This window comes from Bacillus sp. S2(2019) (assembly GCF_005144805.1).
In the GTDB taxonomy this organism is placed as follows: Bacteria; Bacillota; Bacilli; order Bacillales; family Bacillaceae; genus Bacillus; species Bacillus altitudinis.
This window is the reverse complement of sequence record NZ_SWFL01000002.1, coordinates 781122-793847: the sequence shown is the minus strand read 5'-3', so window position 1 is coordinate 793847 and position 12726 is coordinate 781122. Positions and strand designations below refer to the sequence as shown.

Here is a 12726-nt window from a genome sequence, read left to right as displayed (position 1 = left end):
TTAATGGATGTTTAGGTTTTTTCTATATCAAGATGAAATCAACGATTGGAGGGTAACACAATGAACCACAAACAAACAGCAAAAGAAGTTCTAGAGCTTGTCGGCGGTGAAAAGAATGTAAAGCAAGTCACGCATTGTATGACAAGACTTCGCTTCAATTTATACGATGAAGGCAAAGCGGATAAGGAGAAGCTGCAATCAACAGATGGCGTCATGGGCGTGAATCAAAGCGGCGGTCAATACCATGTCATTATTGGCAACGACGTATCAAACGTCTATCAAGCAATGATTGCTGATTCTGGGTTATCAACAGATGTAAAGTCAGGCGATTCAGAAGAAGCATCAAAACAAAATGTGATTTCAAAGCTTTTCGATTTTATCTCTGGTGTCTTCACACCGATTCTTCCAGCCATCGCTGGAGCTGGTATGATCAAAGGAATCTTGGCATTAATGCTGACGTTCCAATGGATCTCAGATAAAAGCAGCACATATGCGATTTTAACAGCTATAGGAGACGGAGCCTTTTACTTCTTACCGATTCTGCTTGCTGTAAGCGTAGCCAAAAAAATTGGCACAAATCAGTATATCGCCGCTGCCATTGCAGCAGCCGCACTGCACCCGCAGCTCACTGCCTTACTAGGTGCAGGAAATACAGAATTTCTAGGCTTGCCAGTGGTTGCCGTTGTGTACTCTTCATCGGTGATTCCAATTCTACTCACTATCTGGCTCGGCTCATATGTGGAAAGATTCGCAGAAAAATATAGTCCGAAATCACTAAAAATCATTCTTGTTCCAACAGTTACACTTCTTGTCGTGGTACCAGTTATGCTTATCGCGGTTGGACCGCTTGGTGGGATTATCGGAAATGGCCTTTCAGGTGGAATTGATTTATTGTTCAAACATGCAGGTATTTTGGCCGGACTCTTAATCGGTGGATTTATGTCACCATTGATCATTACGGGCATGCACTATGCACTACTTCCAATCATGATCAACAACATTACATTAAACGGTTTTGACTTCATTCTTCCAATGATGTTTGTAGCGAATATGGCACAAGCAGGCGCAGCATTCGGTGTCTTCTTAAGATCAAAAAACAAAACATTCAAATCATTGGCGATGTCTACAAGTATCACTGCATTAATGGGTATTACTGAACCTGCTATGTATGGTGTGAACATGCGATTGAAAAAACCGTTCCTTGCAGCCCTCATTGGTGCAGCAGCAGGCGGCGTGTTCATGTCTATCTTCAAAGTAAAGTCATATGTGATATCAGGATCAGCAGGTCTTCCAGGTCTCCCAACGTTCATTGGACCGACATTTGTGTACTCCATCATTGGATTAGTGATCGGCTTTGTTGTAGCAACCATCATGACACTTGTTCTAGGGTTCAAAGATGTACCAGTGAAAGATGATACAAAAGCAGACAAACCAGAAGAAAAGAAAGACACAGTAGCGCTTCAAAATGAAGTGGTACAAAGCCCGCTTGAAGGTCAACTAAAGCCGCTCAATCAAGTAAATGATGCAACATTCTCTAATGAAATCATGGGTAAAGGAACAGCCATTGTCCCAACAGTTGGACGTGTAGTAGCCCCGTTCAACGGCAAGGTTGAAACCATTTTCCAAACGAAACATGCCATTGGTTTAAAGAGTGATCAAGGCACAGAGCTTCTCATCCATGTGGGGATTGATACAGTAAAACTTGGCGGTAAACATTTCACAAGTCATGTAGAGTCAGGTGATCTCGTTCAAGCAGGAGATCTGCTAGTTGAATTTGATATCAAGAGCATTCAGCAAGATGGCTATGATGTAACAACGCCAATTATCGTCACCAACACAAATGATTATGCACAAGTTAATGCGAAAACAGATGGGGCGATTACAGTAAAAGAGACATTGCTTACAGTCAGTGTAGAAGAAAATGAGGAGGGCATTCAACATGACCAATTTAGAAAAAACATTTCCTAAAGGTTTCTTATGGGGCGGCGCAGTAGCCGCCAACCAAATTGAAGGTGCTTATAACAAAGATGGAAAAGGCTTATCGACAGCGGATGTATCACCACACGGTATTATGCACCCATTCGATGAATCAATGAAAGACCTTAACTTATATCATGATGCGATCGACTTCTATCATCGCTACAAAGAAGATATTGCCCTGTTTGCAGAAATGGGATTCAAGTGCTTCAGACTATCCATTTCTTGGCCACGTATTTTCCCAAATGGCGACGATGCGGAACCGAATGAAGCGGGCCTCGCTTTCTATGAAAAAGTATTTGATGAACTGCATAAGCATGGAATTGAGCCAGTTGTCACGATCTCTCACTATGAAATGCCACTTGCACTTGTGAAAAACTACGGCGGATGGAGAAACCGTAAGCTTGTGGGTCTTTATGAAACATACGCTAAAACATTATTCACTCGCTTTAAAGATAAAGTGAAATATTGGATGACCTTCAATGAAATTAACGTCGTCTTACATGCTCCTTTCACAGGGGGCGGCCTTGTATTTGAAGAAGGCGAAGACGAGAAGAGCATTCAATATCAAGCAGCGCATCACCAATTTGTTGCAAGTGCTCTAGCTGTTAAAGCAGGACACGAAATCATTCCTGATGCGAAAATCGGTTGTATGATTGCAGCGATGACCACATATCCGTACAGCTCAAGACCTGAAGATATGTTTGCTGCGATTGATCAAGATCGTAAAACATTGTTCTTCTCAGATGTACAGGCAAGAGGCTATTACCCTGGATACATGAAACGTTATTTCCTGGAAAATAACATCAACATTGAATTCCAAGACGGTGACGAAGACATTCTAAGAAACCATACAGTCGACTATATTGGCTTCAGCTATTATATGAGTTTTGTGACAAGTACAGATCCAGAGGTTCTTGGACAAGTTACTGGTGGCAACCTATTTGAAGGCGTGAAAAACCCTTATCTAGAAGCAAGTGATTGGGGCTGGCAAATTGATCCAAAAGGACTTCGTACAACACTAAATCAACTATATGACCGCTACCAAAAACCATTGTTTATCGTAGAAAATGGATTGGGTGCTGTGGATCAAGTAGAAGAAGACGGCTCCATTCAAGACGATTACCGAATTGATTACCTCAGAAGTCATTTGCTCGAGGCAAGAGAAGCGATCGCAGACGGCGTTGATCTGATCGGCTATACAAGCTGGGGCCCAATTGACCTTGTCAGTGCATCAACAGCTGAAATGAAAAAACGCTACGGCTTCATTTATGTCGACCGTGATAACGAAGGAAAAGGTACATTAGATCGAAAGAAAAAGAAAAGCTTTGATTGGTATAAACAAGTGATCGCGACAAATGGAAAGCATTTAGACGACTAAATAGAGAAAATATTTGGTTTCTTTGAGAACACACGGTGTCATAAAACGATGAAAACAATTTGAATCGAGGCATTATCATTCTTTAGGTGTCACTTTGGAATGATAATGCTTTTTGTTTTATGAAAAAGACAAAATTGCACAAAAAATAAACCACACTTTAAATTTTTGCGTGGTTCAAATAAATCATATGATCTTTCGAATATATTTATTTATGCTTTTGAAGAAGAGCTTTGATCTTCAAAAAGTGGTTTTAATTCGATAATATCAAGTAATACTGATTCTTCAAGTCTTTCTTTTATATCTCTAAAGTTTTGATTATTTTGAGATAAAATATCTTTTATGGATTTGATACCATTGATTTTACTTAAAAAAGTAAACCATTCATAATCATCGCGTGAATCAACAAGGTATTCAATGTTATTATTAATAGTGATATATAATAAGTTATCCTCTTGTAAAGGCATTAAAACATCTATGTTTTCTTTTAGTATTGGAATGTGTAATGTATTAATCGTGAGAGCTGCGTCTTGGTTTAAGTTAAAAGTGAAATCGCAATAATAATCAATCTGCTTTTTATAGTCATCGTATCAACCTTTTTTCAAATTCTAATTCATCTTTGACATTTATTCCGTAATTTCCTATAGAGGGAATTGTCGGCTTAAGCATTCTTGCTTTATCAATTGCACCGATATAGATGTTTTTGAAAGAATATCCCTTTCTTTGATAAAACCTAATGGCATTTAAGTTATCATTACTAGTGATTAAATTAATAGATTGTATATTTTGTGTTTTTAGATGTTGTTCTAACTCAAAAAGCAATTTACTGCCAACCCCATGGTACTTTTCTAGAGCCTCTAAAGTCAGGATTTCCGCCTCTTCTTTGAATATTTTGTAAACTAATATTCCTACTATAGTATCTCCACGTTTAGCCAACATAATGTTTTCATTTAAAACATTATAAGTTGTCCCTTTAGACACCATAGTCGTTCCACCCCAATGTTCATTGAAAAAACATGTTAACCACGAAAAGTCTTTTGAACTTGGCTGAGTTACTGTCAATTCTTCTGAAAGAGACCATTTTTTTGAAAGCTGGATATGAGCTATTTCGTTGTCATTCGCTTGATCCTTAGAAAAATTGATTGAGATACCTAGTTTTTCGGCGTTTATTTGAGCAAGTTTTTGTGCGTAGTTCGAAAAATCTTCAGGGTCAATACCAAAATAAAAAAAACTTTCAGGTGGATTCTTTTTGTACCACAATTTGCTACTGATGACATATTCGTTTTGTTTTGTTTCAGTTATGTTGATATCATCATATAATAGTGCTCTTCCTTCAATAAACTCTACGACAAATTCATCTAATTTGTTTTGAGTAAATAAACGGTTTTTTTCTTGAAAATATCCTATTGCACTTAATTTACTGTGAATCCAATTAATTAAATCATCCTCGTTTAGTTCATGATCTCTTGCTAGTGCCATTAGCATTGCAATGTAATTAACGATTGTTTTGCTTCTCTTAGTTGAAATGTTTTTATAGATGTTTTCTAGAATATCATCATTCATTTTATTCATTTTACATATACAACTTCCTTTTCAATTAATTGTTTACTCAATGCTTGGGGGTCTTTGATACAAGTTTGAACTTATGTATCATATTCTTCAGCAATTTCCGTTACTATTGAAATAAACTCTCTTTGTCCGTCAATTCGTTCATAAAAATCAGCTGCGACTTGATTTAGGGACATGCCCGGTTCGATAATGATACTTTTTAAGTTCTTTCTTGTTCATTATCAGGATTTTTTACGAAAATTGTATTATTCTCCATTGTGATTCCCTTCATTCTTTTTTCTATAACAAGGTCCAAGATTGTAGCTTTGGCTCGTTTGTGTCAGGGTATGATTTAAGATTTTATTATCTTCAAAGGATATATGTATAGTTGATTTTCTTTGACAAAATCATTATATAAATAACATTCACCATGAGTCAGCAAAGATTGTACACTCCTTTCATAAAGTGTTAGGGTATGAAAAACTAGTTATTAATGTCCTCCAGCAACAACTACATTACGAATCTCAACAAGACATGGAGTTTTATAATTTTTTTGATGTAACATTCCTCTTATATATGTATTAAATTCCTATTTTATATCCTAACAAAAGAGATAATAGCATGTCATTTATATTTTTTTCAATATTTAAACAATGATTTTTTGACAAATTTTATGTTTATAAAGTAATAGTGATGAGTAGATTGATGTTGCAAATAGATTGATAGTTTGTAAAAAAGAAATTGGAGAAAATACAAAAGATGGCTAGAATCATCGGTTATTTTAATCTAGGAAGGCGTTTATGGTTTTAGAGAGCTGTATATCCACTAAATTGAATTCTAAATGGTATAGGATAATCTTTTAGGCTTGCCTGAGGGAACAATGGCAAAAGCAGTATTGTACGCTGTTAAAGAATCAGCTGGATTTTCAGCACATTTTGATGCGTATTGTAATTTCATTTTTCAACTTAAAGGGAAAAAGAAATGGAAGTTGGCTGAAAATTTTAATACAGTGAATCCACTTCAACATTATGAATTAATTGAGGCTCCTCATTTGCCAGATCCATTAAAGTCGTATTGGAATGGTGATTTTCCTGATGAAAATTTATCTAATGGTAGGGAATTGATTTTGGATACGGGATCATTTTTATTTCTTCCAAGAGGTTGTTGGCATTCAACTAGTTCTTCTGAAGAAACCATTGCATTAAACTTTACCTTCGGTCAGCCAGCTTGGCTAGATCTAATTTTAATAGAATTAAGGAATCGATTGATTCAAAAAGACGAATGGAGAGAACTCGTTAATATTGATCTTTTGGATGAAAATGAACGAAAAAAGGTAGAAGAAAAATTAAAATCAATGATAAATAATTTACCAAACGATTTCAAGGGAATTTCAGTAGGGGATATACTGGCAAGAAAGATGACTTAGATGTATATCAATCTACACAACTTGTTGTAAGACAACTTATGAGTATAAAAGATGGTTTTTAAGAAGATAACTTATATTCATTATCTTCTTAACTCTACTATAGAAGTATGACGATTAAACTTCATATAATGTTGATAGAGATGACAAAAAATAAAGAACCGCCAAAAAAGCGGTTCTTTATTATGACGGTAATCTTTTTCTGCAGATTTCCGCCTATTTCCACACTTGATCCGCAATCTCAATCACATGACGCAGCTTTTCCCATTGCTGCTCTTCTGTTAACAAATTGCCTTCCTCTGTTGAGGCGAATCCGCATTGTGGGCTCAAACAGATTTGGTTGATGTCCACATATTGAGCTGCTTCCTCGATTCGTCTTTTGATCTGATCAACGGGTTCAAGTTCCCCATACTTTGAAGTGACAAGACCTAGTACGATTTGAAGGTTTGGATTTTTCACATAACGCAGGGGTTCAAATCCGCCAGAACGGTCATCGTCGAATTCTAAGAAGAGACCATCCAAATCGAGACCTGCAAAAATCGTTTCTGCCGCTGCCTCATAACCACCTTCGGCTGCCCATGTTGATTTAAAGTTACCACGGCAAATGTGCATGGTGATCACTAAATCATCTGGTCGATCGGCAACTGCTTCATTGATTGTTTTCGCAAACGATTCACGCAGTTCATCTTCTTCGCGGCCAAAAGCTTTGATTTGTTCATGTCCTTTTTCAGAAAAGAACACAGCCCAAGCTGTATCATCTAGCTGTAAGTAACGGCAGCCTGCATCATAAAAAGCACGGATGGCTTTTTTATAAGCTTGTGCCACGTCACGGTGAAAATCATCTAAGCTGTCGTACACACCTTCTTCAAGCTTTCCACGGAAAAAGAGCATATTCGGACTTGGAATCGTCATTTTAGCCGTATGATCACCCGCGATGCTGTGAAGGAAGCGATAATCCTCCAGCATTGGATGATCAGTAAAATCAATCTTACCTGTTACTTTGATGCCTCTCGCTTTTGTCGTCGTATTGTGGAATTGAATGCCTTGGTCTGCTTCAAATCCTTCGACCCCATCAAGCCCTTCTAGAAAGTCAAAATGCCACCATGCACGTCTGAATTCTCCATCTGTGACAACCTCTAATCCAATTTCTTTTTGCTTCTCTACAATACGAGTGATTTCTTCGTTTTCAATTTGTCTGAGCTGTTCTGCTGTCAGTGTACCGTCTGCTTTTTGCTTGCGGGCTTCTTTGATGCGTTCAGAACGAAGTAAACTCCCTACTTGATCTGCGCGAAATGGCGGCTTTGTTGTTTTCTTACCAATGGTTTGTACTTGTGTCATGCTGAATCCCTTCTTTCTTCAAGTTATAAATCAAATAAAAAAGCTCTTCCTTGGATAAGGAAGAGCATCATATACTGTGAGATCTCTGCCTTATCTTCAAACAAGCATCAGCTTGCTTAAGGAATTAGCACCATTCTGTTCCTAGGAACAGCGGTTGCCGGGTTTCACAGGGCCAGTCCCTCCACCACTCTTAATAAGGTTACCTTTGATTCAATTTTCTTAATAAACACAATTATTCAATCTTTTCGAGAAAAAGTCAATGGTTTTTCCTATTTATTTTCCTACATAAACAAATCAGCGACGAGAACACCGGCTAATCCAACAAGTGATAGAACAGTCACCATCAATGTCCAAGTTTTAAAAGTTTGAGCCATCGACAAATTAAAGTATTCTTTGTAAATCCAGAAACCTGCATCATTCACATGAGAGAATGTTATACTGCCGGCGCCTGTTGCAATCACCATTAATTCTGGGCTGACTCCCGTCAAACCAATCAGCGGTGCAGAAATGCCAGCTGCTGTGAGACCCGCGACAGTTGCTGACCCTAAAGAGACACGAAGGACAGCTGCAATCAGCCAAGTGAGGAGCAGAGGAGACAGTGTGCTTCCTTGCATAATCCCTGCAATGTATTGATCAACGCCGCTGTCAATGAGCACCTGTTTAAAGGCGCCGCCGCCTGCAATGATCAATAGAATCATCGCAATGGAGCCAATTGAATCTGTAATCGACTTCATGACGTCCTGCATGCCCTTTCCTCTGCCAAGACCAAATGTGTAGATGGCAAGCAGCACAGAGATTAATAGGGCAATCGCCGGCTCGCCTAAAAACTCAGCTGCCGGTAGCAGCGGGGAGGACGGGAAGAAAATTTCTAAACATGCTCTGAATGTCATGAGCAATACAGGTAAAATAGCGGTGAAAATACTAATGCCGAAGCTTGGCATTTCCTCTTCTGTAAATTCCTTTGGATTAAACAAGTCCTTTGGAATGTGTGCATGCAGTTGGTCTTTCTTAAATAGTTTCGTAAACAGAAGTCCGCCTACTAAAACAGCAGGAATGGCTAAAATAATTCCAACCAATAAGGTTTGTCCCATGTTGGCTTGAAATACATTGGCAATGGCTGTCGGCCCTGGGTGAGGAGGGAGGAAGCCATGTGTGGTAATGAGTGCAGCGACGAGCGGCATTCCCACATACAACACAGGAAGTCTTGCGGCTTGAGCAATGGTAAAGACTAATGGAATAAGAATAATGAATCCGGTTTCATAAAATAGAGCAATTCCGATAACAAATCCAGTCAGCATCGTCGCCCATTGGATTTTCCCGATACCAAAGCGGTCGATGAGTGTCATGGCAATACGCTGAGCACCGCCAGAATCAGCCATCAATTTACCAAGCATCGCTCCAAAGCCAAGAACCAACGCCAGATGGCCGAGTGTACTTCCAAGCCCTTTTTCGACTGAAGCAATCGCTTCAAGTGGTGACATGCCTTCTAAAACGGCAACGATTAAAGAGACAATAATCAACGAAATGAAAGCGTTTAACTTAAAGACAACCATGAGTAAAAGTAATAACAAAACGCCAAGTCCGATAAAAACTAACGACATGATCTTTCCTCCTTTGTGCTGCATAAGGGAGCGTGAACGCCCCCTCTGCTTTATCCTTCAAGTATGTCTACTGCTTCTTTTAACGTATCCTTTGAGCCAACATTTCCCGGGAAAATCACATAAGACATAAATGGGAATTTGCTTTCTTCTCCTGTTTGCCAAACGGGAATACCTGGTTTGATTTGACCTGCGACGGTCGCACGTTTGACGCTGAGTCCTCTTGTTCCAATATCGCTTGAGGTGATTCCACCTTTGGCAATGAGGTACTTAGGGCGAATGGAGAGGCGCTGGACAATGCTTGTCACCGCATCACTAATCTGAACAGAGAGTTTCAATTCTTCCTCTCGGCGATTGTCTCCAAGATCAAGCCGTTCTCTCCTTGTATAAACAGCAACCGATTGTCCGGTTGTTAAAAGCCTTTCAGTTTGTTGAATCACGCGGTCAATTTCCTCTTGAAATGCTTCAGGTTCTAACACGAGGTGTGTATCAAATTCAATAAATGCAATGTCTTTATTTTGCTGCAGCGCTCGCAATTGTTCGGTTGTTTTTTTGACATGGGAACCGACCATGATGAGGCCACCGTGCGTGCTTTCTTCCTGTATTAAGTCTTGTCTAGTTAATAGTGCTTGATCCTCAACACCGCCAAGCACTTTTGTGAGAGCTGCCGCACTTCTAAATAGAAAGTGCTGACCTGCTTTGATGGCATCTATGAGGGCAACGACAAAGACTTTGACATCGTCATAGTCCACTGCATTCACAACCACCTTTTGAAAATCTTTCACGGTCATCAGCTGATCCTTGATTTGTTCAATACGTAAAGCCCGGATATCTTCTAAAGAAATATAAGTAGTGTTTTCCTTAGTGAACGATCCGTTTGATTTCTCTTCGATCCATTCTCCGAGGTGAGAAGATTGAAATCCGAATGTACGATCCAATGCAAATTCTGTGTCACCAGCAGGAATTAATTCGTGACCTTCCTGTACGTAGTGAATATTGCCAATCGTAAAGCGGCCGCCTTCTTTAAAAAAGGGAAGAAGAATTTCGCCGTCAAATTGGCGGGAGCTTTGCTGTTCAATGGTCGTTCTGAGAATTTCAGTCTCCAGTGGGAAATGTCCACGCAGGGTGGAATCCCCCCGGCTGACAATGATGAAATCTTGATCAAGCTGTTCAGCCGTTTTCACAATCGTTGATGCGATCGTTTCATGAAGAACCGCCGTTTCTTTCTCTGTCATACTGCGAGAGTTGGTTAAGATAAAGAACATACGGCTGTCTTCAAGAAAACCAGCCTCAATGCTTTTCTCTGACCAATCGGTGAAAACAGAGACGCCGTGTACCGTTTGAATGCCTGTTGGGTCATCGTCTAATACAATCACTTTATTGTGAAAATGGTTTAGTGCTTGTTCGTATGCTGATTGAATGCGGGCTGAATCCGCTTTCGGAATGGCATTTAGTAACTCAATGCTTTGTTTCATAGAACCTCATCCTTTCTTCACTTCAACATGAGCCATTTTTTCGTAATATTGAACGATTCCGCCGTGATCAAGTCCAGACTTTCCGTCCGCTTTGAGGGCGTGGAAGATTTCCAGCAGCTGACTAGAAAGCGGGAGAGGAACGCCGATATCGTGGGCAGTTTCCATGACATTGGTTAAATCCTTTAAGTTGATGTCAATACGTCCGCCAGGCTCAAAGTTTCGTTCTAAAATGAGAGGAACCTTCGCATCGAGTACAGCACTTCCTGCCAGTCCACCTCGGATGGCTTCATACATTTTATCAATCGCAATGCCAGACTTAGCGGCAAGGACGAGTGCCTCGGACATGGCAGCGATATTTAAGTTGACGATGATTTGATTCGCAAGCTTTGCGGTTGTCCCGCTTCCATTTGAACCAACTAATACGACATCTGTGCCCATGGCATAGAGGACATCCTTTACTTGTTCAAAGATCTCTTTTTCTCCGCCCGCCATAATCGCAAGTGTCCCGTCTATCGCCTTTGGCTCTCCGCCACTGACAGGAGCATCGATAAATTCGACCTGATGCTGTTTTGCCAGTGCCGCTAATGCTCTAGAAGTAACAGGTGAAATAGAGCTCATATCTATAATGATCGTGCCAGGTTTTGCTGTAGCCAATATGCCTTGTTCACCTGCTACGACTGCTTCTACATGCTCACCTTTTGGAAGCATCGTGATGATGATATCGCTTTCAGATGCTGCCTCAGCAGCTGATGCAGCGGCATTTGCGCCCACTTCTTTTAATGCTAGAACAGCTTCTGTATGAATATCGAAAACAGTCACAGTATGACCGGCTTTTAATAGATTGAGTGCCATAGGTTTCCCCATAATGCCTAATCCAATGAATCCAATTTGCTTTGCCATTTTGTCCGCCTCCTATTTAGAAACCCCTTACAAAAAGCGCTTTCTTTTCTTTTTGTTAGTATATATACTATCTTTCTAATTTAATAGTAGGAAATAAACTATTGTTCATTTAATGTACATGACGAAATAGGAATGTGTCAACGGAAAATATGAGAAAAGTCACAAAAAAAAGACCGGAAACAGCTCCGGTCTATTGTCGATTATGTTTTATTTTTAGCTACAGCTAATCGAGAACGTTTGACGTTGTCGATCGCATTTGATCCTAATTCTAAAACAGCTGCGACATACAAAACATCAATAATCACAAGCTGATTAATACGAGAAATCATTGAGTCAGAACGATAGGTTGTTTCTCTCGATGAACTGAGCAGATGAAAGTCGGATTTCTTGGCGAGCTCTGATTTCGGATAGCTCGTGATCGAGGCGACCGTTGCACCTTTTTCCTTTGCAAATTGCACGGCATCAAGGATTTCTCTACTTTCCCCTGAATGTGAGATCGCGACGATAAAATCATGTTCCGTTGCATGTGTTGCAATCATATTCATCATATGAGGATCACTGCATAGACTCACTTCAAAGCCAAGCTGGAGAAACTTATGATAGGCATCTCCGGCAATAAAACTGGAGGCACCTGCTCCAAAGAAGACTGTTTTATGTGCCTGTTTCATTTGCTCAATAAATTGTGTCACAGCTTGGTCTTCTAAAATATGCTTCATATCCTGAATAGAGTTGGTTGTTAACTCTATGACCTTATGTTTAATATCTGCGACACTATCAGATGCTTCGATCTCACCGTATATAGATTGAGGCGTATTGGTCGCAATATCCTGCGCGACATGGACACGAAACACTTGATAGGACTCATAGCCAATTTTTCGCAGAAAACGAAAGATCGTCGTTTCACTTGTGTTGCATTCAGCAGCGAGTGCACTAATCGAATGAAGCACAACTTTCTGAGGGTTTTGTAAAATGTAATTGGCAATCTTTTTCTGGGTAGGGGACAAACTATGAAATGTTGTCCGGATATGACTGAAAATATTCTCTTCTATGATAAACACCACACTTCATCTAACATTCTATCTTAAGCAT

Annotated in this window: 11 protein-coding genes and 1 riboswitch; of the genes, 3 read left to right on the top strand and 8 right to left on the bottom strand. The window is 39.7% G+C overall.

Annotated elements, in window-relative coordinates:
* Positions 1-60: 60 nt before the first annotated feature.
* Both FBF75_RS09190 and bglH read left to right on the top strand, forming a co-directional pair.
* On the top strand, positions 61-1968 hold the full coding sequence (locus tag FBF75_RS09190) for a beta-glucoside-specific PTS transporter subunit IIABC (protein ID WP_136944652.1): 1908 nt from the start codon (positions 61-63) through the stop codon (positions 1966-1968).
* Entirely contained in the window at positions 1940-3358 is a 1419-nt protein-coding gene (bglH, locus tag FBF75_RS09185; RefSeq protein WP_098680786.1) for an aryl-phospho-beta-d-glucosidase, read from the top strand. The genes FBF75_RS09190 and bglH overlap by 29 nt, the downstream gene beginning before the upstream one ends.
* A gap of 209 nt (positions 3359-3567) precedes the next feature.
* On the opposite strand, the gene FBF75_RS09180 is transcribed toward bglH, so the two are convergent.
* The 3 genes from FBF75_RS09180 to FBF75_RS19825 form a co-directional block, all read right to left on the bottom strand.
* Positions 3568-3822: a hypothetical protein gene (locus FBF75_RS09180; RefSeq protein WP_017358650.1), complete on the bottom strand. Its 255-nt coding sequence runs from the start codon at positions 3820-3822 to the stop codon at positions 3568-3570.
* 115 nt (positions 3823-3937) lie between these two features.
* Entirely contained in the window at positions 3938-4927 is a 990-nt protein-coding gene (locus FBF75_RS09175) for a GNAT family N-acetyltransferase (RefSeq protein WP_017368347.1), read from the bottom strand.
* A gap of 71 nt (positions 4928-4998) precedes the next feature.
* Positions 4999-5100 (bottom strand): PqqD family peptide modification chaperone, encoded by a 102-nt coding sequence (locus FBF75_RS19825; protein ID WP_231131646.1) that lies wholly within the window; start codon positions 5098-5100, stop codon positions 4999-5001.
* A gap of 683 nt (positions 5101-5783) precedes the next feature.
* Here FBF75_RS19825 and FBF75_RS09160 point away from each other — a divergent pair.
* Complete coding sequence (locus FBF75_RS09160; protein WP_234781019.1) at positions 5784-6329, top strand: JmjC domain-containing protein; 546 nt, start codon at positions 5784-5786, stop codon at positions 6327-6329.
* 213 nt (positions 6330-6542) lie between these two features.
* Here FBF75_RS09160 and FBF75_RS09155 read toward each other — a convergent pair whose 3' ends face one another.
* The 5 genes from FBF75_RS09155 to FBF75_RS09135 all read right to left on the bottom strand — a co-directional run bounded on the left by FBF75_RS09155 (position 6543) and on the right by FBF75_RS09135 (position 12695).
* A complete protein-coding gene (locus FBF75_RS09155) occupies positions 6543-7664 on the bottom strand; it encodes a 5-methyltetrahydropteroyltriglutamate--homocysteine S-methyltransferase (protein WP_017358654.1) in 1122 nt (373 codons plus the stop codon).
* An 87-nt stretch (positions 7665-7751) separates the two neighbouring features.
* A riboswitch (SAM riboswitch) is annotated at positions 7752-7864 on the bottom strand.
* An 81-nt stretch (positions 7865-7945) separates the two neighbouring features.
* Positions 7946-9265, bottom strand: coding sequence for a gluconate:H+ symporter (locus FBF75_RS09150; protein WP_017358655.1), 1320 nt, complete (start codon positions 9263-9265; stop codon positions 7946-7948).
* A 50-nt stretch (positions 9266-9315) separates the two neighbouring features.
* Positions 9316-10737: a four-carbon acid sugar kinase family protein gene (locus FBF75_RS09145; RefSeq protein ID WP_136944651.1), complete on the bottom strand. Its 1422-nt coding sequence runs from the start codon at positions 10735-10737 to the stop codon at positions 9316-9318.
* Positions 10738-10743: 6 nt separating this feature from the next.
* Entirely contained in the window at positions 10744-11637 is an 894-nt protein-coding gene (garR, locus tag FBF75_RS09140; RefSeq protein ID WP_017358657.1) for a 2-hydroxy-3-oxopropionate reductase, read from the bottom strand.
* A 200-nt stretch (positions 11638-11837) separates the two neighbouring features.
* The gene (locus FBF75_RS09135) at positions 11838-12695 is read right to left on the bottom strand and encodes a MurR/RpiR family transcriptional regulator (RefSeq protein ID WP_017368342.1); all 858 of its coding nucleotides are present in this window, start codon (positions 12693-12695) and stop codon (positions 11838-11840) included.
* Positions 12696-12726: the final 31 nt, after the last annotated feature.

What these genes read in the sequence shown, in the direction of transcription:
- FBF75_RS09150 (WP_017358655.1), bottom strand. Translation starts at nt 9,265, where the DNA reads ATGTCGTTAGTTTTTATCGGACTTGGCGTTTTGTTATTACTTTTACTC.
- FBF75_RS09190 (WP_136944652.1), top strand. Translation starts at nt 61, where the DNA reads ATGAACCACAAACAAACAGCAAAAGAAGTTCTAGAGCTTGTCGGCGGT.
- bglH (WP_098680786.1), top strand. Translation starts at nt 1,940, where the DNA reads ATGACCAATTTAGAAAAAACATTTCCTAAAGGTTTCTTATGGGGCGGC.
- FBF75_RS09160 (WP_234781019.1), top strand. Translation starts at nt 5,784, where the DNA reads ATGGCAAAAGCAGTATTGTACGCTGTTAAAGAATCAGCTGGATTTTCA.
- FBF75_RS09145 (WP_136944651.1), bottom strand. Translation starts at nt 10,737, where the DNA reads ATGAAACAAAGCATTGAGTTACTAAATGCCATTCCGAAAGCGGATTCA.
- FBF75_RS19825 (WP_231131646.1), bottom strand. Translation starts at nt 5,100, where the DNA reads ATGTCCCTAAATCAAGTCGCAGCTGATTTTTATGAACGAATTGACGGA.
- garR (WP_017358657.1), bottom strand. Translation starts at nt 11,637, where the DNA reads ATGGCAAAGCAAATTGGATTCATTGGATTAGGCATTATGGGGAAACCT.
- FBF75_RS09155 (WP_017358654.1), bottom strand. Translation starts at nt 7,664, where the DNA reads ATGACACAAGTACAAACCATTGGTAAGAAAACAACAAAGCCGCCATTT.
- FBF75_RS09175 (WP_017368347.1), bottom strand. Translation starts at nt 4,927, where the DNA reads ATGAATAAAATGAATGATGATATTCTAGAAAACATCTATAAAAACATT.
- FBF75_RS09180 (WP_017358650.1), bottom strand. Translation starts at nt 3,822, where the DNA reads ATGCCTTTACAAGAGGATAACTTATTATATATCACTATTAATAATAAC.